Here is a 23,178-nt window from a genome sequence, read left to right as displayed (position 1 = left end):
ATTAACGAAAATCGAGATCATGAAACCCATCAAAGTAGGCCTCCTGGGCATCGGCACCGTCGGCGCCGGCACCTTCAACGTTCTTCAACGCAACCAGGAGGATATCCGCCGCCGCGCCGGCCGCGGTATCGAGATTACGATGGTGGCGGCGCGCAACCTCGACAAGGCGCGCGGGATCGTCGGCGCCGGAGTGGAAGTCGTGGGCGACCCGTTCCTGGTCGTGAACAATCCGGACATCGACATCGTCGTCGAACTGATCGGCGGCTACGAGCTGCCGCGCGAGCTGGTGCTGAAGGCAATCGCCAACGGCAAGCACGTGGTCACCGCCAACAAGGCGCTGCTGGCGCTGCACGGCAACGAGATCTTTGCTGCCGCCCAGGAAAAGGGCGTGACGGTCGCATTTGAAGCGGCCGTGGCAGGCGGGGTGCCGATCATCAAGGCGCTGCGCGAGGGCCTGACCGCAAACCGTATCGAATCGGTGGCTGGCATCATCAATGGCACCACCAACTTCATCCTGTCGGAAATGCGCGAGAAGGGCCTGGACTTTGCCACCGTGCTGAAACAGGCACAGGAGCTGGGCTATGCCGAAGCCGACCCGACCTTCGACATCGAAGGCGTGGATGCGGCCCATAAGCTCACCATCATGTCGGCGATCGCCTTCGGCATCCCGGTACAGTTCGACAAGGCGTATATCGAGGGCATCAGCCAGCTGCAGGCGCGCGACATCCGCTACGCCGAACAACTGGGCTACCGCATCAAGCTGCTGGGCATCACCCGCCGCACCCGCACTGAAAGTGGGGAAGGGATCGAACTGCGCGTGCACCCGACCCTGATCCCGGCGGCACGCCTGATCGCCAACGTGGAAGGCGCGATGAACGCGGTGCTGGTGCAGGCCGACGCCGTCGGCGCATCGCTTTACTACGGCAAGGGCGCCGGTTCCGAACCGACCGCCTCGGCGGTGATCGCCGACCTGGTCGATGTGACCCGCCTGGCGACCGTCGACCCCTACTGCCGCGTGCCGCACCTGGCCTTCCAGCCGAACGAGATGACCGACGTCGCCATCATGCCGATGGCCGAGATCACCACCAGCTACTACCTGCGCGTCTATGTGAAGGACCAGCTCGGCGTGATGGCCGACCTGACCCGCATCCTGGCCGACGCCGGCATCTCGATCGACGCGGTGCTGCAAAAGGAGCCGGGCGACCAGGTCAACCTCGACATTATCCTGCTCACCCACCAGACCCGCGAGAAGAACATCATCGCGGCGATCGAGAAGATCGAGAATCTGCCGGCGGTGATCAGCAAGGTCACCCGCATCCGCCTCGAAACCCTGAGCTGAGCGGACCGCCAGCAGGGCGGAAACATGATTCGGATTTTGCGGCATGGTCCGCAAATCCGAATCATTTTTTTATGGGCGTCTCATGTTTGCGGGAGGCCGAGCGGTTGCGGCATCGGCACCGTACCGGCCTCGTGCATGCTGCTGGGTAGATGCTCGTCTTCGTCGATGAAGGCACAGGACAGGGCCAGCATGTCCTGTTCGATGTGGTCGAACAGCGAGGTGGTCACGCTGGCGTAGCGAAGGAGAAAGTCGGTAGAAGTCATCCGCGGATTCTACCCGCGCTGCGCTGCACAATCCTGCAGTATGCACACTCGATTGAGCCGTTTCAATCAAGTTTATCAATGCCCCCGCTTGACGCCGCGCGCCGCTTGAACGCTTCGGCAGTCTATGCTTTTTACCCATCCGGTATCGCCAGCCGAGACTTTGCGTATTAGTATCAATAGCTGAATGATGTGAATGAGCAATAGTCTTTGTATGGCTAGCGCGTCCTGATGTAGATTACGAATCTTGATTACCAGCCAACACGCAGCCCCATGAGCCAACCGAGCCAGTTTTCCCTGCTGACGCAACGCCGTTTCGGCCCCTTCTTCTGGACCCAGTTCTTCGGTGCCTTCAACGACAACCTGTTCAAGACCGCCTTGCTGGTGGCGCTGACCTTCGACACCGCCAACTGGACCACCGCCGACCCCGGCATGCTGAACAACCTGATCGCCGGCCTGTTCATCCTGCCCTTCGTGCTGTTCTCGGCAACCGCCGGCCAGGTCGCCGACAAGTTCGACAAGGCGCGCATGGCAAGGTTCGTCAAACTGCTCGAGATCGCCATCATGCTGGTGGCCGGCATCGGCTGGCTGACGCACACGCTGTGGGTCCTGATCGCCGCCGTGGTCGGCATGGGCCTGCACTCGACCCTGTTCGGGCCGGTCAAGTACGCCTACCTGCCACAGCACCTGAAATCGGAAGAGCTGGTCGGCGGCAATGGCGTGATCGAAATGGGCACCTTTGTCGGCATCCTGCTGGGCGAGGTCGCCGGGACGCTGCTGGTCGGCGTCAAACCCTGGGGCATCGAGCTGGTGGCCGGCGGCACGCTGCTGTGCGCGGTGCTGGGCCTGCTGGCCAGCTGGCGCATTCCGCCGTCGCCGGCGCCGGCGCCTGAACTGAAGATCAGCCGCAATCCGTTTGCCGAATCGATCCGCAACCTCAAATTCTCGAGCCAGAACCGCACCGTGTTCCTGTCGATGCTGGGCAATTCCTGGTTCTGGTTCTACGGCGCCCTGGTGCTCTCGCAATTCCCGCTGTACGCCAAGGATTACCTGCACGGCGACCACAGCGTGATCATGCTGCTGCTGACCGTGTTCTCGCTCGGCATCGGCGCCGGCTCGCTGCTGTGTGAAAAGCTCTCCGGCCACAAGGTCGAGATCGGCCTCGTGCCTTTCGGCTCGATCGGCCTGTCGGTGTTCGGCATCGACCTGTATTTCGCCAGCGTGGCCTACACCAATACGGCGGCCGTGGATGCCATTGCACTGCTGAGCCTGCCGGGCGCGTGGCGCATCATGCTGGACCTGGTACTGATCGGCGTGTTCGGCGGCCTGTTCATCGTGCCGCTGTTCGCCCTGATCCAGACCCGCTGCGACCAGAAGCACGTCTCGCGCACCATCGCCGGCATGAACATCCTGAATGCCTTGTTCATGGTGGCCGCAGCCGGCGTGGCGATCGTGCTGCTGGGACAGGGCTTCACGATTCCCGAAATGTTCCTGGTGACCGCGCTGCTGAACGCCTGCGTGGCCGTGTACATCTTCTCGCTGGTGCCGGAATTCCTGATGCGCTTCCTGGCCTGGATGTTGATTCACACCGGCTACCGTGTGCGCACCATCGACGCCGACCGCATCCCCGACGAGGGCCCGGCAGTCCTGGTCTGCAACCACGTGAGCTATGTCGACGCACTCGTGATCGGCGCCGCCAGCCCGCGCCCGATCCGCTTCGTGATGGACCACCGCATCTTCAGGACGCCCTTCCTGCGCTGGATCTTCCGCGCGGCCAAGGCGATCCCGATCGCGCCGGCCAAGGAAGATCCGTTCATGATGGAGCGCGCTTTCGTGGACATCGCGGAAGCGCTGCATCAGGGGGAACTGGTCTGCATTTTCCCCGAAGGCAAACTGACCAAGACCGGCGAGATCAGCGAGTTCCGAAGCGGGATCGCCAAGATCGTCGAGCGCAGCAAGGTGCCGGTGATTCCGATGGCGCTGCGCGGGCTGTGGGGCAGCGTGTTCACGCGCGATCCGTCGAACGTGTTCGAGCGCTCGTTTGCGCGCGGGATCCGGTCGAAGCTGGCGCTGGCGGTGGGGCAGCCGGTGGCGCCGGAGGCGGCGTCGCCGGAGTATTTGCAGCAGCAGGTGCTGGCGCTGCGGGGGGATTGGAAATAGGTGTTGTATCGCCAGATAGCCAGCTTACATCGTGAGCGGATGATTAGTATCTTCTGTTTTCGGCTACCAGCAAACGGCGAGGCCAAGTGATCGGTATCGTTTGTCCCGTGGTGTTGGATTCATTCGGTTGAATGCCGGAGGTTCTATGAAAAAAATACTTGGATTCCTTTTGTTTGCGTTCGCAGGCACTGTGTTCGGTTCCGATGGCATAACCCTGCCCGCACAGGGCCATACTTCTGCCGAAAGTATTCGAAAGGTAGAGTCGCAGCTGCTCGGATCGAAGCGATTTCAAAGAAGCAGCGATACGAACGGGCACGCTTATTCACTCATCAGTCCTTCTGCAGATTCGTTCATCTACTTTTTTACTACGCCAGCCGAACGGGCACATCCTGCGATGGTAAAGGTGACCATCCATCCGATGGTCGATCCCAGGCAGCCCAAGGAAAACGACATCGAGACCTTTGGCGCGTACGCGGGAAAAGAAGAAGATTTCCGTGCCTGGAGTTACCGGATCGGGCGTGAGCTTGGCCGAGGTTTCGGCGATGCCGTCTTCAAGAAATGATTTGCGGTAGGTAGTCGAACGTGCAGCGGAGATGTACCTCGAACTTCGACGTCATTCCTGCAGCCAGAAGCATTCAGGCCTGCTCCAAACGAAAAAGGCCAACCGGTTGGCTGGCCTAACTCATTGATTTTGTTGGTCGGGGCGAGAGGATTCGAACCTCCGACCCCCTGCACCCCATGCAGGTACGCTACCAGGCTGCGCTACGCCCCGACTAACTCTGAAATTATATCAGAGCTCGTCCAAAAACTTGAGTTTTTGTAATAGGCGCGCGCGCAGATTCTTGTGCTTGCGCAGGCGCGAACATCGTCAATATCGCTTTCCCTACTCGAAAGCCAGGGCGATATCGTCGGTTCGCGCCGGTCGGGGCGTGTCAGCGGCCAACAGGTCGACTGCAGCCTCAAGCACCTTTCGCGGCGCCAGCAGGTCCAGACAGGCATGGTGGCTCTGCGGACAGCTGCTGCGCAGGCAGTTGCGGCAGCTGACATCGTGAAACAGCAGGCGGTGCGCAACGCGCCAGGGGGTGTGCTGGGGATTGGTCAGCGCGTACAGGTCGACCAGGGGCGTGCCGACGGCGGCGGCGATGTGCGCCGGCCCGGTGTTGCCGGTGATGAGCAGGCTGGATGAGCGGATCAGGGCGCCCAGTTCTCCCACATTGAGTTTACCGATCAGCGAGTGCGAGGGGCCGACCCAGGTGTCGGACAGGGGGCGCAGCGATTCGACGTCGCCGCGGTCGCCGGTGAGGATGATCGGGTAGCCGAAGTGCGTTCCGAGCATGCCGATCAGGACCAGCCAGTGCCTGACGGGATAGCGGCGCGAGGGGGCGCTGGCGCCTGCATGCAGCACCAGGTAAGGCGCATTTGGGTCGATGCCGGCATCGATCAGCATGGCGGCGACGCTGGTCGCGGCTTCCTTTGGAATGGCGAAGGACAGCGAGGTGTCGGAGGTCGAGCAGCCGATGTGATCGACCAGATCGAGCTGGCGCTGCACTTCGTGGCGTGTAGCGCGCTCGCGCTCGCGCTCCGGCACCCAGTGGGACAGGAGCTGGTAGGGATTCTCGCGCGAGGACGCCAGCCGCAGAGGGATGCCGGCGAGGTGGCACAGTATGGCGGCCGGTAGCGGGCTTTGCGAGTACGAGGTGAAGATGACGGCGGCGTCGAAGCGCTGGGCGGTGAGCTGCGTGGCGCATTCCTGCAGGGCCGCACTGGTGGCGAGCTCCTCGTGTTTCATCCACGGGGCACGGTAGCTGATCGCCCCGTCGAGCTCGGGAATGTAGGGCGTTACGGCTGCGCCGGACGGAGAGGTGAGCAAGGTGAGCTCGCAGCCCGGGATGCTTTGGCGCAGGGCGCGAATGGCTGGCGTACACATGAGCACATCGCCCAGCGAATCGAGGCGGATGCACAGGATGCGCCGTGCGGACTGCCATGCAGCGCTCATCGTGCTTCCTCGTGCGAGGCGATCAGGACGGCGGCCGAGTACAGGTCCGGCGCCATGCGGGTAGGGACACGGCGCGGGCCGAGCCGCCATTCGGTTTCGTTGCCGTTGTCGATCAGGAGGGTACGGCAGCCGGCGCGGTTGCCGGCTTCGACGTCGTGCAGGATGTCGCCGATCATCCACGAGTCGCGCAGGTTAATGTCGTGCTCGTGGGCGGCCTTGATCAACATGCCTGGCGAGGGCTTGCGGCAGGCGCAGACCATGGCGTAGGCGCCGATCGTGCCCAGCGGGTGGTGGGGGCAATAATAGAAGCCGTCCAGCGTCAGGTTTTCGCGAAACAGCAGGTCGGCCACGCGGTCGGCGACCGGGCCCATGGCGTCTTCGCCGAAGCAGCCGTGGGCGATGCCGGACTGGTTGGTCACGACGAAGAAGCGGTAGTCGAGCCGGGCCAGCAGGCGCAGGGCGGCGCCGGCACCACTGACCAGGCGGATGCGGCGCGGCTCCACGTTATAGGGCAGGTCGTCGACCAGGGTGCCGTCCTTGTCCAGGAAGATAGCCTTCATGTCAGGGCCACGAGGTTTCGCGCAGCGGCAGGACGGTCAGTTCGGCCACGACGGTGGTGGGCGGCAGCACCAGGACCGAGTGGATGGCGTCGGCGACGTCGGCCGGGTCCTGCAGGCTGTCGGCATCGAGATCGGGGAAGCGTTCGAGCAGGAAGGGCGTGCGCATGCCGCCGGCGATCACGGCGGTGACGCGGATGTTTTCAAGCCGCAGTTCGGCGTGCAGCGCATGCGACAGGCCCAGCAGGCCCCACTTGCTGGCGTGGTAGGCGCTGGCATTGGGCCAGGCGCGCTTGGCGGCCGTCGAGGCGATGTTCACGATGTGGCCGCCGCCCTGGGAGCGCATGGCTATGGCCGCGTACTTCGACAGCAGGAACGGTGCACTCAGGTTGGTGCCGACCACGCGCAGCCAGTCGCTGTCCGGCAGTTCGGCGATCGGCAGGGTGACGTCGGTGCCGGCGTTGTTGACGAGGATGTCGAGGCGCCCGAGCACGTCGACGGCATGCGCCACCACGCGCGGCGCGGCGCCCGGATCGGTGATGTCGACGCCGAGCGCATGTGCCTGCACGCCCAGTTCACGCAGCTGCGCCATGCTGTCGGCCAGGCGGCTGGCCTGCAGGTCGACGCCGAAGATACTGGCGCCGGAGGCGGCCAGGCGGCGCGCGAGGGCGGCGCCGAGGCCGCTTGCAGCACCGGTGATCAGGGCGGCCTTGCCGTGCAGGGAAGGTTGATGCTGCGTCGTCGTGCTCATGGGCTCCTCGGGTGGGCTCGGTTGGAATGGGAGTGCGGTCAGGCTCGGTTCAACATCAGTTCGGCACTCAGTTCGGCAAAACCGCCGGCTGGGCAGTGGAGCGGGTGGCGTCCAGGACGTCGGCGTAGATGGCAGCCAGCTGGGTGGCGACGTGGCGCCAGGTGTAGTGCTCGCAGGCGCGGCGGCGGCCGGCCTCGCCCATTGCGCGCGCCAGGTCGGGGTGCCGGTGCAGGCGCGCCAGCCGGTCGGCCAGCGCGGCCGGGTCGCGTGAGGGAATCAGGAAGCCGGTTACGCTGTCGTTGACGGTGCTCTTGATGCCGCCCACTTCGGAGCCGACCACTGGCCGAGCGCAGGCCATGGCCTCGACCGGGGTGATGCCGAAGGGCTCATACCAGGGCGTGCTGGCGAAGACGTTGGCGGCGCTGTAGTAGTCGCGCAGCACGGCGCGCGGCTGCTGGCCGGCGAAGCGCACATGGGCGCCGACGCCGAGGTCGGCGGCAACGCTGCGCAGGCGCGCCAGTTCGACGTCATCGCCCGGCTGGCCGCCCGTGCTCGGTCCGGCATTGCCGCCGACGACCAGTAACTGGGCATCGACGCCGTGGCGGTGGCGCAGCATGGCGACGCCCTGGATGACCGTGTCGACACCCTTGCGCGGCACCATGCGGCCGAGCTGGAGTACCACGAAACGGCCGTCGTCCAGGCCCAGGCGGGCACGTGCCTCGTGCATCGGCACCGGCCACAGTTCGTCGGGCGAGAAGCCGCAGGGCGCGATTGCGATGCGCGACAGCGGCGCGCCGTAAAGCCGTTCCATGTCCTGGCGGTCTTGCGGGCACTCGGCGATGATGCGGTCGGCCGCGCGCATCAGCGCCGCTTCGATGCGCATGCGGGCGATCGGGAAGGTGTCGGCGCTGCCTTGCGCCAGCCGGCGCACGCGGCCCAGCGCATGGAAGGTGATCACGAAGGGCAGGCCCAGGCTGGCCTTCAGGTGCTGGGCGACCATGCCCGACATGAAGAAGTTGGCGTGCACGATGTCGTAGGGCACCGGCTGGCGCCGCGCGAAGCGGGTGACGTAGCGCGAGAAGGCGTCGACGTGCGGCAGCATCTGCTCCTTGGGGACATAGCGCGGCGGCCCGGCCGGCACGTGGATGACACGGATGTTCTCGCACCACTGCGCCACCAGCCGCTGCTCGGGGGCATCGCGGCGGGTGAAGACGTCGACCAGGTGCCCGGCGCGCGCCAGTTCGCGGGCCAGCTGGGCCACGTAGACGTTTTGGCCGCCGCAGTCGATGCTGCCGGGTTCGGCCAGCGGCGAGGCGTGGTCGCTGATGATGGCGATGCGGCGGCGCGTGCCGCCAGGGCCGGTGGCCAAGGGCAGGTGGGCAGGCGGCGCGGGTACTGCGACATCGGCCTGGGTGGAGGGCGCGCTTGCCAGTGCCGCCTTGGCCGCCGCAACGGCGGCCTGCACTTCATTTAATTTCATATTTGCTCCTGCCGGGTCGCGCCCAGGCCGGTGACGTGGCGCAGCGCGGCATCCCAGTCGCTGCTGAAGCGGCCGATCGAAAAGCGGTCGCGTGCGGTGCGGCGGGCCCCTTCGCCGAGGTGGCGGGCCAGGGCCGGATCGTCGAGCAGCACCCGCATGTCGCCGAGCAGGGTCGGCAGGTCGGTTGCGGTGTAGCCGGACACGCCGTTCTCGATGACGGTGGCCATCTCGGTGGTCGCGAAGGCCACCACCGGCAGGCCGACCATCATTGCCTCGATCACGGCCAGTCCGAGGCTCGAATAGCGGATCGGACTGAACAGGAAGCGGTAGCGCGCCATGAAGGCGGGTAGCCGGGCATGCTCGATCTCGTCCAGCCCGCCGAGTTCCTGGGCGGCCATGCCGACCAGGTCGAGGGCGATGGTCTGGCGCGCCTGCAGGAACAGGTCCGGGCCCATGCGGCGGCCGCGGCGTGCGAGGTGGTTGGTGACCACCAGGCCGCGCGCCAGTTCGCCGCCGTAGTGCAGGTCGGGCGGCACCGTGACGCCGTGTTCGATGACGCGCACCGGCGTGCGGCCGCTGTCCCACATCAGGGCGTTGAATGGCGTGACGTGAACCAGCAGCACGTCCGGGTCGTCGACCGGATGGCGAGTGCTGGCCGGGTGCCCCATGGGCGGGTCGTGCTCGAGGTAGATGCGTGGCAGCGCGCGCTGGGCCGGAGTGAGGAACTCGTACTGGTCTTTCTCCCACTGGAAATCGTCCTGGAACAGGATGCAGTCGAATTCGTGGTCACGCGCGAACTCGGCCGGCAGGTCGTGCACGTTGTCGCGCCAGGGCATGCTGCCGCAGCGTCCGCCGTAGCCGGGCGGGCAGCCGGGCTTCGAGAGCACGTAGAAATCGTGCGGCGCGTGCGACAGGTAGTGCAGGTAGCTGCCGTGGGTGTGCCAGGTGAGGACCTTCAGTCTGCGCATGGCGGCCTCACGCGAAACGCACGCGGTAGCGCACCGCGCCGGCCAGGCGCCAGAACACCGCCAGCGGGGGCAGCAGGGCCGAGGTCAGGATCATCTCGGCCACGTGCGCGGGCGTGTGCGCGGCCCCGCGCAGGCGGTGCGCGCACAGGCGGCCCGTGAGCAGCAGCCAGGCGGAGAAGGCGAGGCCGGCCAGCACCGGCAGCCCGGCCAGCAGGCCGGCCAGCGCCAGCAGCAGCACGGCCACGATGGCGTAGTGGTCCCAGCGCGGGCGCGGCTCGACCTTCTGGCGGTACAGGGCCGGGTGTTTCTTGTAGAGCAGGGCGTCGAACACCGCGTGGCGGATCTGCAGCAGGCTGGCGCCCCAGGGCACGGGGCGCACCGGATGGACCACCAGCGCGCGCGGGGCGCGCACGATGGGAACGCCGTGTTCCAGCAGGCGGAAATACATGTCGGCGTCGCTGCCGCGCGGCACGCTGAAGCGTTCGTCGAAACCGTCCAGGCGTTCCAGCACCGTCTTGCGGAAGAAGCAGCTGGCGCTGGTGAAGTCGGCCGCATCGTGGCCGTGGGCGCTGCGCTGGTATTCGGTGGGGCGGGCGGGAACCGGGGTCTGGATGCGCCCGCAGACGACCTCGGCGTCATCGGCAAAGGCGGCCACCCCTTCGGACAGCCAGTTGGGTTCTGGAACGGCGTCGTCGGTGGTGAAGGCGACGATGGGCGCGCGCGCGGCGCGCCAGCCGCGGTTGCGGCTCGATGCCGGGCCGACCGGGCCCGGGTTGGCGACATAGGACAGGCGCGGGCCGCGTTCCAGGGTGCGGGTGCGCCAGCCGGCCACCAGGTGCAGGGTGTTGTGGTTGGGTTCGTCGTCGACGACGACGATCTCGTAGCTCTGCGGGTCGAACCCCTGGCGCATCAGCGCGTCCAGGCAGCGGTCGAGCAGGTCCATGCGGCCGCAGGCGGGCACCACCACCGAAACCGCGATCGTTGCGTCATCCGTCGTTGCAGGCATGTCTCGTCTCCGCGTGTACTCCAGTCACGTTGGCCGTCATCGCGACGTGCGAACGACGGGGCGTGTTGAGTGCGGTTGGAGTCGGGCGGGAACGGACGGGTTCCGTCAGAGGGAAGGGGCTTGGAGGTGGATCAATGATCGGGCTGGACGGCGGACTGGCGGTGGCCGTAAATGTTTCCGGAATATTCTAAAGCTCGTAGACCGCGTGGGCGGGAGGACCCGCCCACCCTACGACTTACTTGCGGGAGAAGCCCGTGTCATCGTCCATCTTGCGGTCGCCGGCCAGACGGTTGGCGCCGGCCGGGCTTTTCGGCAGGCCGCCGGCGACGTCGTTCGATTCGTGCACCGGGTCGGTGTCGGCCTGCACACTCTGGCCCGGCTTCCAGCCCTGGTTCTCGCTGCGCGGGCCGCTGTTGCCGGGGCTGCGCGGCAGGCCGCCGGCGACGTCGTTCGACTCATGGGACAGGGCCTTGCCTTCGCTGCCGCCGGCCCCGGTCTGCGAACCGCTGCGGTCCGTGCTGCCCTGCTGGTTCTGGTTCTTTTGCTCGTTCATCGTTCCCTCCTTTGCTGGTTCGTCGGGTGCGGGCCGATCGCCATGCCGGTGCCTTCGCCCTGGCTTGCCGCGCTCTGCTTGTTGCCGTAGCCGACCTGGGCGGTCGTGCCCTGGGACTCGTAGGTGCCCGGCGCTACGTCGTGGTGGCGGCCCAGCGAGCCGCCCTGCAGCTCGGGCTGTCGTGCGTCGTGCGGGTTCATGGCGTGCGCGGCCTGGCTGTTGCCCTGCTGGTTGGCCGGGTGGGCGCGCAGGTCGGTGCCGGAATCCCGGTCGCGGTGGCCGACCGGCTGTTCCAGCAGGCCCCAGGCGCCCGAGCGCTGTTCCATCTGGCGCTGGTGGCTGTCGGTGATGCCTTGCTGCGGGCCGGAGCCGCCGGTCTGCTGGCTTTGCAGCGAGCCGCCCGGCAGGTCATCGGGCACGGCGCCGGGGAGGGTGGTTTCGTAGTCGGCGCGGCCGCCGTCCTCGGCGGCGACTTCCTGCTGGCCCATGCGCGCGGGATCGTCCGTCGGGCGCATCTCGTTTTCGCCGCGGATCACTGATTGCTGGCCTGGTCCCTGTGGATAGGTGTGGTCCATCGGGCCACTCTGGGTATTGCCCTTGGAGCCAGGTGTCCATTTCTCGTTGGCGCCGTTATTAGTCTGGTTATTGAATTCGCTGCGTTGGTTCGCGTCCATTGTCGACTCCTTTCGATAAGCCAGCGGTAACTGCTCAAAGTCCCGCCTGATACTGCCATCATGCGCCGGTCTCCTCTAACACAGTATAGGAAGACGTAGGGGTGCCATGTAGGACACTTACTGAAGGGTTTGTTGACGACTGGAAGTACATTTTCGTTAATGCATTTTCTGTCGCGTGAAGTCCTACAAAGTCATCTGAAAGCGTCCTATACCAGCATTCATCTGTGCTACCTAAGATGATTTCGCCGGTCACTCATCGGGCATGGATTGTGATGGGTAGAAGCCTGCCGCAGGACGCGGCGGTCCATAAAGCGTACAAGGGAGAAGATCATCATGGCCTCGAGCAATCAAGGTAACAAGCAAGGTAGCAACCAGGGCGGCAACAGCCAAAGCAGCGGCACCCGCAATCGCGGTTTCGCATCGATGGATCCGGCACGCCAGCGTGAAATCGCCAGCCAGGGCGGCAAGGCTGCCCACGCCAAGGGTACGGCTCACGAGTTCACCTCGGAAGAAGCCCGCCGTGCCGGCAGCATGAGCCACGGCAACCGCCAGTCGGCCAACGCCGGCTCGGGTGGCCCGTCGCGCGCAGCCTCCAGCAAGGGCGGCCGCAACTCGCAGGGCGGCCGCGGCTCGAAAGAGTAAGGCCGGAGCAAGGCTTGCGCGTTGCGGAAGCCGAAGCACGACAAAGTCGGGGAGCGCAAGCTCCCCGTTTTGTTTTTTGGCCCACGGATACCACACAACTGGGCCATGGGATGCGGTAGAATCGCTGCGCCTTTTTCAACCTTTCCCTAGGAATATCGTCGTGAAACCTGCGGTAATTCGTGAAGTCAAGAGCATGTCCATGTCCTGCGACCGCGTCGGCAACCTGTTGCTGGTGAAGTTCTCCAGCAAGGGCGCGCGCGACCTGTGCATCTATGTGCCGGCCTTTATCGTGTTCTGGCTGCTCAGGCACCTGCCGGTCAACCAGGACCCGAACCTGGCTGCGCCGCCGGCCGCGCCGCAGATCACGCAGCAAGACTGGGACAATCCCTACACCCCGCGCGCCCAGTACGTGCAGTGCAAGGAATTGCGCGGCGCGCTGCGCATGACCTTCGTCCTCGACAGCAAGGAAGACCTGACCGTCGTGCTTGACCGCAGCAACGTCGAACTGATGCGCCAGGTCATGGCCATGTACACCAAGGACCTGATCGACCTTGACGCGCAGTAAGCGGAGCAGGCCGGGCAGGGCGAGGACCGCGCCGGTCTGCGCACTGTCCGGTAATATGCGTTTCTTTGAACGGACAATGAAGGATTCGCCATGCCCATCAAAATCAGCCAGACTTTCGATTCCGGCGCCATCGAAGTCGTGCGCGCCGACGGCCCCAGGGCGATCGACCTGAACCTGCGCAAGGATTCGCACGCCGACATCCACCAGTGGTTTCACTTCCGCCTGCAGGGCGCACGCGACCAGGCCTGCACCATCCGCTTCCTGAATGCGGGACAGGCCACCTACCCCAAGGGCTTCGAGGACTACCAGGTCGCCGCCAGCTACGACACCGAGAACTGGTTCCGCGTGCCGACCAGCTTCGACGGCCAGGTGATGACGATCAATCACACGCCTGAACTCGATAGCATCTACTACGCCTATTTCGAGCCCTACACCTGGGACCGCCACCTGCGCCTGCTGGGCGAAGTGGCCGAGAACCCGGTCGCACGCGTGCAAGACATCGGCACCACCATCGACGGCCGCGACATGAACCTGGTCGTGATCGGCAACCCGCAGGCGGAAAAGAAGATCTGGGTGATCGCACGCCAGCATCCGGGCGAGACCATGGCCGAATGGTTCGTCGAAGGCATGATGGATGCGCTGCTCGATAACGCCAACCCGGTCGCGCGCAAACTGCTCCAGCGCGCCGTGTTCTACATCGTGCCGAACATGAACCCGGACGGCTCAGTGCGCGGCAATCTGCGTACCAATGCGGCCGGCGCCAACCTGAACCGTGAGTGGATGACCCCGTCGCTGGAGCGCAGCCCGGAAGTGCTGTGCGTGAAGAACAAGATCCACGAAACCGGCGTCGACATGTTCTTCGACATCCATGGTGACGAAGCACTGCCGTACAACTTCGTGGCCGGCAACGAGATGCTGTCCGACTTCGGCCCCGAGCGCCAGGCGCGCCAGGATGCCTTCGTGCAGCGCTACATGGCGGCCAGCCCGGACTTCCAGAACGTCTACGGCTATGCCGCGAGCAAGTACAACGAGGAACTCCTGACCCTGGCCTCGAAGTACATCGGCCACACTTTCAAGTGCCTGTCCCTGACCTTGGAAATGCCGTTCAAGGACAACGCCAACCTGCCCGATCCGCACACCGGCTGGAACGGCGCCCGCAGCGCGGCGCTGGGCGCGGCGATCCTGCAGCCGATTTTGCAGACGCTGGACTGAGCGTGGGCGTCGAAATCGAGCGCAAGTTCCTCCTGTCCGGCGAGGACTGGCGCGCCCAGGGCGAACCCGTGCTGCTGCGCCAGGGCTACCTGTGCTCGGACCCGGTGCGCACCGTGCGCGTGCGCATCGAGGGCGAGGCCGGCGTCCTCACCATCAAGAGCAAAAGCACGGGCGCGACGCGCGGCGAATGGGAGTATCCGATTCCGCTGCTTGAAGCGCAGGAACTGCTCGACCGCCTGTGCGAGCGTCCGCTCGTCGAAAAATACCGGCGCCGCATCGCGCACGCGGGCTTTACCTGGGAAGTCGATGAATTCCTGGGCGAGAACGCGGGCCTGGTGGTGGCCGAAATCGAACTGCCCTCCGAAGACGCGCAGTTCGAGAAACCCGCGTGGGTCGGCCAGGAAGTCACCGGCGATAAGCGCTACTACAACTCCAGCCTGATCCGCTTCCCGTTCTCTCAATGGACCACACCATGATGCATGTTTCCCGCCGCGCCGTCCTGAGCCTGGTCTTGGGCGCGCTGCTGCCGTCGGCCGCTTTTGCCGCCGCGCCCGCCGCGTACTTCCCGCCGCAGGGCGAATGGGCCCGCAAGTCGCCCGCCGAACTCGGGATGGACCCGGCCGCCTTGGCCGCCGCGGTGCAGTTCGCCCAGTCGCGCGAAACCACCCGCGCCGTCGATTTCTCCGACCAGGAAGCCACCTTCGGCAGCCGCCTGGGTTCGATGCCGACGCGCCGCGCCCGTACCAACGGGCTGGTGATCTACAAGGGCTACGTGGTGGCCGAATTCGGCGACACCCAGTTCGTCGATCCGACCTATTCGGTGGCGAAAAGCATGCTGGCGACGGTCGCCGGCGTGGCCGTGCGCGACGGCCGGATCGTGCTGGACGAACCGGTGGCCAGGCGCGTGAACGACGGCGGCTATGCGTCGCCCCAGAACGCGCGGGTGACCTGGCAGCAACACCTGCAACAGGAAACCGAGTGGGAAGGCAGCCTGTGGGGCAAGAACGCCGACTTCATCGGCAAGGAAGCCTTTGGGGCAGGGGAGCGCAAGCCGCGCGCCCTGCAGGCGCCGGGCAGCTTCTACGAATACAACGACGTGCGCATCAACCGCTTTGCGCTGTCGCTGCTGCGCGTATTCGACCAGGCCGTGCCGGACGTGTTCCAGCAGCAAGTGATGGACCCGATCGGCGCCTCGAACAGCTGGAAGTGGGTCCCGTACCACAACAGCTATGTGGAACTGAACGGCAAGCCGGTAGCGTCGGTCAGCGGCGGCACGCGCTGGGGCGGCGGCATGTGGATCAATTCCTGGGACATGGCGCGCTTCGGCTACCTGTGGCTGCGCGGCGGGGCCTGGAACGGCAAGCAGGTGCTGCCGCCGTCCTACGTGAAGGCGGCGCTGAGCCCGAGCGCGCATGGCCCGGACTATGGCTATCTCTGGTGGCTCAATACCAAGGGCAAGAACCTGCCCGGCCTGCCGGCCAATGCCTACGCTGCGCTGGGGGCGGGCAGCAACACTGTCCTCGTTTCGCCTGACCACGATCTCGTGATCGTCTGGCGCTGGCATGCCGGCAACGCTGCCGACTTCGCCACCAAGGTCATCGCCAGTATCCGCCGCTAAGTCCTTCCGGCCTGGCTGACCAGGCCATCTCCATCGGCAGCAGCCCGCCCGGCGCTGCTGCCGCTCACTTCCCCTCGCTTTCCCTTGCTGTTCGCGCTGACGCTCCCCGGCTGCCTGCGTTCGCTTGCGCCATCGCTCTTCCATTAGTGTGAATGTAAACGATAATGAGAATGATTCCTGTTTACATATCGGAACCTTTTCTTTACAATAATTTTCATTGTTGACTTTCCCACCATCTGACTGCCAAGGAACAGCTTCGTATGAAAACAATAAAAAGCCGCAAACACCCTCAATCGCGCATGATGGGCACCGCCCTGGCGGCGGTCCTGTTGCCAATGGCCGCGCATGCGAACGACATGGACGGTGCTGCAGCTGCGATCGCCCCCGCCACCACGGTCGAAGTGGTTGGCAAGTCCGAGAACGCTTTCAAGGCAGAGCAGGCCTCGTCGCCCAAGTACACCGAGAAGCTGCTCGATACCGCGCAAACGGTGCAGGTCATCAAGAAGGAATTGTTCGAGCAGCAGGGCGCCGTGACCCTGACCGAAGCCCTGCGCAACACCCCGGGCGTTGGCGCCTTCTTCCTGGGCGAGAACGGCAACACCAACACGGGTGATGCCATCTTCATGCGCGGCTTCGACACCTCGGGCAGCATTTTCGTGGACGGCGCGCGCGACATCGGTTCGATCTCGCGCGACACCTTCAACCTGGAACAGATCGACGTCCTGAAGGGCCCGGCAGGGACCGACACCGGCCGCGGCTCGCCGACCGGTTCGATCAACCTGGTCAGCAAGAAGGCCAACATGAGCAGCGGCCGCTCGGGCTCGATACTGGGCGGCACCGACTCGCAGAAGCGCGCCACCGCCGACCTGAATACGGTCCTGAACGCCGAGCGCGGTATCGCCCTGCGCCTGAACGCAATGGCGCAGGATTCCGGCGTGCCGGGCCGTGAGGTGGTCAACAAGAAGCGCTGGGCGGTTGCCCCGAGCATCGGTTTCGGCCTGAACGGCCCGACCCGGGTCTACCTGGATTACCTGCACGTGGACCAGGACAATATCCCGGACGGCGGCGTGCCGACCATCGGCCTGCCCGGCTACACCAGCCCAGACCCGGCCCGTCCCTTCATCGGCAACGCGGCGCCGGTCGATCCGGAAAACTTCTACGGCTCGAACACCGACTTCGACAAGGTCAAGGCCGACATGGCCACCATCCGCGTCGAGCACGCCTTCTCGCCGACCCTGCAGCTGTCGAACGTCAGCCGCTATGGCCGCACCAAACAGGATTACCTCCTGACTGCCTGGCTGGCCAGCAGCGCCAACTTCCGCACCCCGGTGATCGCCGATCCGTCGACCTGGACCGTGGCGCGCAGCACCCGCACCGTGAAAGATGCGGAGAACAAGATCCTGACCAACCAGACCGTGCTCACCGCCGATTTCGAGACCGGCAGTCTGAAACACACCCTGGTCACCGGCCTCGAGTTCGTCAACGAGACCCAGGTCAGCTTCGGCCGTACCGGACTGGGCACGCTGCCGGCCGCCAACCTGTACCGCCCGAACCCGGCCGACCCGGTGACCGGCCTGACCCTGGCCCGGACCGGCGCCTACACCGAAGGCGACGTCGATACCCAGAGCCTGTTCGCCTTCGACACCATCAAGCTGGGCGAGAAGTGGATCTTCAATGGCGGCGTGCGCGTGGACCGCTTCCGCGGCGTGTTCGATGCGGTGACCTTGACCAACAACGTGCTGGTCCCGGCGCGCCTGAACGTCAACAAGACCCTGGTCAACGGCAAGGCCTCGCTCCTGTACAAGCCGACCGCGAACAGCAGCGTGTACGGCATGGTCGCCACTTCGAAGCAGCCGCCGGGCGCCAACTTCACGGCATCGAGCAGCGCCAGCAGCGCCCAGAACCCGATCTTCGATCCGCAGGAAACCACGAACTGGGAACTCGGCGGCAAGCTCGACCTGCTGCGCCAGAAGCTGGCGCTGTCGGCGGCCCTGTTTCGCACCGACGTCAAGAACGAGGTCGAGCAGGATCCGGTCGACCTGCAGTGGTACCAGACCGGCAAGAAGCGCGTGCAGGGCGTGGAACTGGGCATGACCGGCGCGCTGGCCAGCAACTGGCTGGTGAGCGCGGGCTACCTGTACATGGACACCAGCGTCGAAGCGGGCCGACTGATTACTGCCAACGGCGAGAACAGCCTGACCTACACGCCGAAGTCCTCGTTCACGCTGTGGACGGCGTATGACGTGACGCCCAACTTCAAGATCGGCGGCGGCGCCCGCTTCGCCGACGAGCTCAAGCGCGGCACCGACGGCGCGGTCGGCACGCCCAAATACACCGAGTCCTACTGGGTGTTCGATGCCATGGCCCAGTACCGCATCGGCCCGAACCTGGACCTGCGCCTGAACGTGTACAACCTGGCGGACGAGCGCTACGTGGCCAGCATCAACAAGAGCGGTTACCGCTACACGCCAGGCACGCCGCGCTCGGCCAGCCTGACGGCGAACTTCCGCTTCTAAGATCCGCCGTGCTTTTGTAGGGTGGTCGGCTTCGCCGACCGCGCGTCCAACTCAGGTATGCGTTGTGGTACATCATGTACTGATTGAACGCGCGGTCGGCAGAGCCGACCACCCTACTATTTGCGCTGCTGCGCGAACCAGTCGAACAGCCCGGCCTCGCCGTAGGCATGCACCCATGCGTCGATGTGGCCTGCCTCAGGCAGCACCGTGTACTTCACGTTGCCGCCCTGCGCCTTGAGCGCTTCCACCATGCGTGCCGATTCCTGTTCCGGCACTGCATCGTCCTTCAGGCCGTGGAAGACCCACACCGGAATGTCCTTCATGCTGCGCGTCAGGCGCGGAATGCCGCCGCCGCAGATCGGCGCCACCGCCGCGAAGTATTCCGGATAGCGCGAAGCAAAATCCCAGGCGCCGTAGCCGCCCATGCTGATGCCGGTGAGGTAGACCCGTTTCGGGTCAACGTTGTAGCGCTTGAGCACATCGTCCAGCATCGATTTCAGCAGGTAGGTGTCCCACCACTGGCCTTCCGGCACCTGGGGCGAGACCACCATGAAGGGAAAGTCCGGATCCTTTTCGACGATCGCCGGCGGGCCCCAGGCCTTGACCTTGTTCAGGTCGGCGCCGCGCTCGCCGGAGCCGTGCAGGAAGACGATCAGCGGGACCTTGTCGCCCTTGGCGCTGTAGGACTTGGGCAGGAAGGTCAGGTAGTTGATCTTGCCCTTGATGCTGGTGCTGTGGGCTTGCTGGGGAGACTTGGCCGGCGCCGGAGCGGCGAAGGCGAGGGAGGCGGTGCAGAAGGCGAGGGTAGCGGCGGTGAGACGGAGCATCTCGGGTTCTCCATGCGACGGTTGACGAACATCAACTCTAGCATGGCAACTGTAGCGTGGGCGGGTTCTCCCGCCCACGCGGTCAAATTACGGTGCTACTGCCAGCGCGGCTGATCATCCCATAACTATCACCGCGTGGGCGGAGGATCCGCCCACCCTACGAAAAACGGTCAGCTCAGTGGAAGTGCTCGCTCCCGGCCGGCGTATCTTCCGGCATCTCAGCATGCACTAGCTCGCCCGACGGATCTGCAAACAGCGGCGACCCGCAATCGTCACAGTACTCGGCGACATAACGCTCGTTGATGCGCTTGATGTGCGCAATCCCCGCTTCGTTGAGGTGGGAGACGATCTCGTTGAGCGGCGTCAGCGGGGCAGGGCCGGCGGCGAACGGGCCTTCCATCGGCGTGCCGTTCTCGTCTTCCTGGCCGTACAGCGGCCACACGATGCCGTACATGACGTCGCTGTCCTGGCGCATCGTGAACGAGACCCGGTATTCGTCGATCTGGATGTCGGCCGACTCTTCGCCGAAGCCGGCGATGACGGCGCGCAGGTCGGAGGCTTCCACGCCCAGGGTGTGGGTCAGGTAGTGGACGGCGGCGCGGATCGAGATCGGGCGGATCAGCTTGTCGGCTTCGCGGCAGGCCACGTAATACGCTTCCGGCAGCAGCAGCTCGACGCCGCAGCCCGGCAGCAGGCGTGCAATGTTGGCCGTGCCCTGGGCGCGCCATTGTTCCAGCGCGCGGTTGCGCTCGTCGGCGAAGCCGATGTGGTGCTGCGGTTCCTGCCAGCGGAACATCGGGGCGCCCTGGGGCGCGACGATCGCCACCAGCAGGTAGCGGGTGTCGGCCAGGAAGGGCGCGGTTTCGTCCACGCGCGCGGCCGGCTTGACCGTGCCGCCCTTGTGGGCGGCGGCGGCCAGTTTGTGGGTCAGGGCATAGGTCTCGGCATGGGTGCGCGGCAGCTGATCGATCGAGTACAGCGTCGGCGCCATGGCGATGCGCGTGCCTTCGGCCAGCAGGTGGGCCGAGAAGTGCGCCTGCAGCGTGCTCAGCATCTCCGGCGGGATATTGCCGGAGGCGATGTTGAAGCGGGTCCAGGCGAGCACCGGCGCGGCCACCAGCAGTGCCTGCCAGGTGACGTCACTGCCGTCCTGCTGCTCGACCATGGTGGCCGACTCGCTCACGGCCTCGACCGCATCCATCAGCACGTCGTACGAAGCCAGATCGTCCTTGAACAGGGCGTTGAGGGCGGCGTCGATGCTGTCCTGGTGGTTGGTCTTGAGCAGCTTCTGCAGTTGCGTGTCCAGTTGGTGCTCCCAGGTCCGTTCCTCGACGCGGCTGGCGGCCTGCATGATGGCTTGCGCGATGCTGACGAGACGCTGGCTTTCGGCGGAGAGTTTAGGGGTTGAATCTTTGGAAGGACGACGCATGGCGCTAGGGGTCTCTCTTTTCAATAAATGGTCAGGTCATGATAAACCCATATCCCCGGTATTGTAGTTGATTCGGCCACATGCCACGAACACGCCGCCGCCAGGCACACAGGACGTTGCGCTTGCCAAAAACCTAAATAGAAACCATAATGCGAATCGTTCTCATTAAAATTCCGGGGCCGGGCGAGATTGCCGGGTTTCTCTAACTAAGAAGAAAATGACCACGATTACCACGCAAGCTGGCAACACCTTTATCAAGAGCAAGAAACACTCCCGTCCTTCCGCCCCCGTGCTGGCCGTGCTGGCCACGCTGGCCATGCCGCTGGCCCACGCCACCGGCATCGACGAAGCGCCGGAACTGCCGGCGGACGCCAAGCTGCCGCAAGTGCACGTCACCGCCGGCAACGACCGCGCCGTGCAGGGTCCGGTGCGCGCCAGCTCCGACAAGTTCACCGCGCCGCTGCTCGACACCCCGAAATCGGTCACCGTGGTGACCTCGGAAACCATCTCGCAGACCGGCGCCGTGTCGCTGACCGACGCGCTGCGCACCGTCCCGGGCATCACCATCGGCGCCTCGGAAGGCGGCAACCCGGTGGGCGACAACCTCTTCATTCGCGGCTACAACGCCCAGACCGACACCTATATCGACGGCGTGCGCGATTCCGGCTCGCAGTCACGCGAGATCTTCGCGATCGAGCAGGTCGAAGTCGTCAAGGGCCCGAATTCGGCGATGGGCGGCCGCTCCTCGGCCGGCGGCGGCGTCAACATCGTCACCAAGACCGCACGCGACACCAATTTCAATAACGCCACCGTCGGCCTGGGCACCGACAAGTATGCCCGCGTCACTGCCGACCTCAACCGCGTGGTCGGCGAGAACACCGGTTTCCGCCTGAACGCCATGGTCCACGCCAACGACATCGCCGGCCGCGACGTGGTCGGCGGCGAGCGCTGGGGTATCGCGCCCACCGTCACCTTCGGCCTGAACGGCCCGACTCGTGCGATCCTGAGCTACTACCACCTGCAGAGCAGCGAGATCCCGGATACCGGCATCCCGTTCAACAACCCGATCGCCAGCGGTCCCAACGCCGCGAGGAATGGCGGCGGCACCCCATTCACCGTGGACCGCGAGGCCTTCTATGGCCTGAAGAACCGCGATTTCCGCGATACCCAGACCGATGTCGCCACCATCGACCTGCGCCACGAGTTCAGCCCGAACCTGGCCATCCGCAACGTGACGCGCTGGGGCAAGACCGGCCAGGACTACGTCTACACCCAGCCGGACGATTCGAAGGGCAACACCGTCCTGTACGGCACCGTCTGGCGCCGCGCCAACACCCGCGTGGTCGACACCAAGACCCTGGCCAACGCGACCAGCCTGACCGGCCAATTGACCACCGCCGGCATCAAGCACAGCTTCAACGTGGGCGTCGAGTTCTCGCGCGAGGACACCGACCGCGGCAGCTTCGTGTTCACGCCGGGCACCAACAATCCGGTGGCCGGCACCTCGAACTGCCCGACTGCAGGCGCCGCCACCCTGTACAACTGCACCACGCTGGTCAACCCGAACCCGTACGACCCGTGGGTCTACACCCGTACCAAGTCGCCGACCCTGACCACGGTCGAGACCCGCACTCGCGCCGTGTACGGCTTCGACACCATCGAGTTCACCCCGCAGTGGCTGCTGAACATCGGCGCACGCTGGGACGACTTCTCGAGCACCCTGTTCACCCCGGCCACCGCCACCGCGGGCGTGGTCAACGCCCGCGTGCAGTCGACCTTCGACACCTACCAGGCCGGCCTGGTGTACAAGCCGAAGGCGAACGGCAGCATCTACGTGTCCTGGGCGACCTCGGCCACCCCGCCGGGCAACGACGGCGGCGACGGCCTGGATGCGCTGACCGTGCAGATCCAGAACCTGCAGCCGCAGAAGAGCCGCAGCATCGAGCTGGGCACCAAGTGGGAAGTCCTGCCGGGCGGCCGCCTGTCGGTCAGCGCCGCCGTGTTCAAGAGCGACATGGACAACGCCCGCGTCACCGCGCCGGACGGCAGCACCCAGAACGTGGGCCGCAAGGAACTTGAAGGCGTGGAATTCGGCCTGTCGGGCCGCCTCACCAACGCCTGGACCGTGTTCGGCGGCTACACCTACCTGCACGGCATCATCGCCGACAACGGCTTCGTGAATACCGGTACCGCCTCGGCGCCGCGCTGGACCGCGTCGCCGTTCAACGGCAACGCCTTCCCGACCACGCCGAAGCACAGCGCTTCGCTGTGGACGACCTACGCGATCGACAAGTCGCTGACGATCGGCGGCGGCGCCAACTTCGTGGATCGCCAGTTCGCCAACGTCAACAACAACAAGTATTCGCCGAGCTACACCCGCTTCGACGCGATGGCGAGCTACACGCTGAACCCGAGCGTGTCGTTCCAGCTGAACATCCAGAACCTGACGAACAAGTTCTACTTCGACCGCGTCTCCTCGCCGCACTACGCTGGCGTGGGCGCAGGTCGCTCGGCATCGCTGATGGCCAATCTCAAGTTCTGACTCCTGGGTACCACCCCCGCCGGGCAACCGGATTCGCCCTCCTGCTTACAATCAGGGGGGCTTTTTTATTCTGGAGGATTCGT

General features: G+C 65.3%; 21 protein-coding genes and 1 tRNA gene. 10 read left to right on the top strand and 12 right to left on the bottom strand.

Features of this window, described 5'->3' with window-relative positions:
- Window positions 1-19 precede the first annotated feature (19 nt).
- Entirely contained in the window at window positions 20-1,339 is a 1,320-nt protein-coding gene (locus tag LK539_RS01280) for a homoserine dehydrogenase (protein ID WP_227799097.1), read from the top strand.
- Between the two features lie 80 nt (window positions 1,340-1,419).
- Here LK539_RS01280 and LK539_RS01275 read toward each other — a convergent pair whose 3' ends face one another.
- Complete coding sequence (locus LK539_RS01275) at window positions 1,420-1,602, bottom strand: hypothetical protein (protein WP_227799096.1); 183 nt, start codon at window positions 1,600-1,602, stop codon at window positions 1,420-1,422.
- 270 nt (window positions 1,603-1,872) lie between these two features.
- Here LK539_RS01275 and LK539_RS01270 point away from each other — a divergent pair, with 270 nt between their 5' ends.
- On the top strand, window positions 1,873-3,759 hold the full coding sequence (locus LK539_RS01270; RefSeq protein WP_227799095.1) for an MFS transporter: 1,887 nt from the start codon (window positions 1,873-1,875) through the stop codon (window positions 3,757-3,759).
- 145 nt (window positions 3,760-3,904) lie between these two features.
- Entirely contained in the window at window positions 3,905-4,321 is a 417-nt protein-coding gene (locus LK539_RS01265; RefSeq protein ID WP_227799094.1) for a hypothetical protein, read from the top strand.
- A 133-nt stretch (window positions 4,322-4,454) separates the two neighbouring features.
- Here the strand turns inward: LK539_RS01265 and LK539_RS01260 are convergent.
- The 9 genes from LK539_RS01260 to LK539_RS01220 form a co-directional block, all read right to left on the bottom strand.
- A tRNA-Pro gene (locus tag LK539_RS01260) sits at window positions 4,455-4,531 on the bottom strand.
- 111 nt (window positions 4,532-4,642) lie between these two features.
- The gene (locus tag LK539_RS01255; RefSeq protein WP_227799093.1) at window positions 4,643-5,755 is read right to left on the bottom strand and encodes a glycosyltransferase family 9 protein; all 1,113 of its coding nucleotides are present in this window, start codon (window positions 5,753-5,755) and stop codon (window positions 4,643-4,645) included.
- Window positions 5,752-6,315 carry an HAD-IIIA family hydrolase gene (locus LK539_RS01250; RefSeq protein ID WP_227799092.1) on the bottom strand — a complete coding sequence of 188 codons (564 nt, stop codon included), beginning with the start codon at window positions 6,313-6,315 and terminating at the stop codon, window positions 5,752-5,754. Before LK539_RS01250 ends, LK539_RS01255 begins: the two co-directional genes overlap by 4 nt.
- Window position 6,316: 1 nt before the next feature.
- Window positions 6,317-7,063 (bottom strand): SDR family oxidoreductase, encoded by a 747-nt coding sequence (locus LK539_RS01245; RefSeq protein ID WP_227799091.1) that lies wholly within the window; start codon window positions 7,061-7,063, stop codon window positions 6,317-6,319.
- 67 nt (window positions 7,064-7,130) lie between these two features.
- Window positions 7,131-8,543 carry a glycosyltransferase gene (locus LK539_RS01240; RefSeq protein WP_227799090.1) on the bottom strand — a complete coding sequence of 471 codons (1,413 nt, stop codon included), beginning with the start codon at window positions 8,541-8,543 and terminating at the stop codon, window positions 7,131-7,133.
- Window positions 8,540-9,511, bottom strand: coding sequence for a glycosyltransferase (locus LK539_RS01235; protein ID WP_227799089.1), 972 nt, complete (start codon window positions 9,509-9,511; stop codon window positions 8,540-8,542). The genes LK539_RS01240 and LK539_RS01235 overlap by 4 nt, the downstream gene beginning before the upstream one ends.
- A 7-nt stretch (window positions 9,512-9,518) precedes the next feature.
- The gene (locus LK539_RS01230; RefSeq protein ID WP_227799088.1) at window positions 9,519-10,517 is read right to left on the bottom strand and encodes a glycosyltransferase family 2 protein; all 999 of its coding nucleotides are present in this window, start codon (window positions 10,515-10,517) and stop codon (window positions 9,519-9,521) included.
- Window positions 10,518-10,752: 235 nt separating this feature from the next.
- The gene (locus tag LK539_RS01225; RefSeq protein WP_227799087.1) at window positions 10,753-11,070 is read right to left on the bottom strand and encodes a hypothetical protein; all 318 of its coding nucleotides are present in this window, start codon (window positions 11,068-11,070) and stop codon (window positions 10,753-10,755) included.
- On the bottom strand, window positions 11,067-11,744 hold the full coding sequence (locus LK539_RS01220; protein WP_227799086.1) for a hypothetical protein: 678 nt from the start codon (window positions 11,742-11,744) through the stop codon (window positions 11,067-11,069). The genes LK539_RS01225 and LK539_RS01220 overlap by 4 nt, the downstream gene beginning before the upstream one ends.
- Window positions 11,745-12,077: 333 nt before the next feature.
- On the opposite strand from LK539_RS01220, the gene LK539_RS01215 reads away from it, so the two are divergent.
- The 6 genes from LK539_RS01215 (at window position 12,078) to LK539_RS01190 (ending at window position 18,297) form a co-directional block, all read left to right on the top strand.
- A complete protein-coding gene (locus LK539_RS01215) occupies window positions 12,078-12,386 on the top strand; it encodes a KGG domain-containing protein (protein ID WP_227799085.1) in 309 nt (102 codons plus the stop codon).
- A gap of 193 nt (window positions 12,387-12,579) precedes the next feature.
- Entirely contained in the window at window positions 12,580-12,951 is a 372-nt protein-coding gene (locus LK539_RS01210) for a hypothetical protein (RefSeq protein ID WP_227799084.1), read from the top strand.
- A 90-nt stretch (window positions 12,952-13,041) separates the two neighbouring features.
- Window positions 13,042-14,163, top strand: a complete 1,122-nt coding sequence (locus LK539_RS01205) for a M14-type cytosolic carboxypeptidase (RefSeq protein WP_227799083.1) — start codon at window positions 13,042-13,044, stop codon at window positions 14,161-14,163.
- A gap of 2 nt (window positions 14,164-14,165) precedes the next feature.
- Window positions 14,166-14,639, top strand: a complete 474-nt coding sequence (locus tag LK539_RS01200; protein ID WP_227799082.1) for a CYTH domain-containing protein — start codon at window positions 14,166-14,168, stop codon at window positions 14,637-14,639.
- Complete coding sequence (locus tag LK539_RS01195; protein ID WP_227799081.1) at window positions 14,636-15,781, top strand: serine hydrolase; 1,146 nt, start codon at window positions 14,636-14,638, stop codon at window positions 15,779-15,781. The genes LK539_RS01200 and LK539_RS01195 overlap by 4 nt, the downstream gene beginning before the upstream one ends.
- Window positions 15,782-16,041: 260 nt before the next feature.
- Window positions 16,042-18,297 (top strand): catecholate siderophore receptor Fiu, encoded by a 2,256-nt coding sequence (locus tag LK539_RS01190; RefSeq protein ID WP_227799080.1) that lies wholly within the window; start codon window positions 16,042-16,044, stop codon window positions 18,295-18,297.
- A gap of 116 nt (window positions 18,298-18,413) precedes the next feature.
- Here LK539_RS01190 and LK539_RS01185 read toward each other — a convergent pair whose 3' ends face one another.
- Complete coding sequence (locus LK539_RS01185; RefSeq protein ID WP_227799079.1) at window positions 18,414-19,124, bottom strand: prolyl oligopeptidase family serine peptidase; 711 nt, start codon at window positions 19,122-19,124, stop codon at window positions 18,414-18,416.
- A 175-nt stretch (window positions 19,125-19,299) separates the two neighbouring features.
- Window positions 19,300-20,553 carry a DUF2863 family protein gene (locus LK539_RS01180; RefSeq protein WP_227799078.1) on the bottom strand — a complete coding sequence of 418 codons (1,254 nt, stop codon included), beginning with the start codon at window positions 20,551-20,553 and terminating at the stop codon, window positions 19,300-19,302.
- Window positions 20,554-20,770: 217 nt separating this feature from the next.
- Here LK539_RS01180 and LK539_RS01175 point away from each other — a divergent pair, with 217 nt between their 5' ends.
- On the top strand, window positions 20,771-23,095 hold the full coding sequence (locus LK539_RS01175; protein ID WP_227799077.1) for a TonB-dependent siderophore receptor: 2,325 nt from the start codon (window positions 20,771-20,773) through the stop codon (window positions 23,093-23,095).
- The last annotated feature ends 83 nt before the right edge of the window (window positions 23,096-23,178 follow it).

The organism is Massilia sp. IC2-476, assembly GCF_020707295.1.
Classification (GTDB): domain Bacteria; phylum Pseudomonadota; class Gammaproteobacteria; order Burkholderiales; family Burkholderiaceae_D; genus Telluria.
Note: the sequence above shows the minus strand (reverse complement) of the source record. Positions and strands in the feature narration are given on the sequence as shown.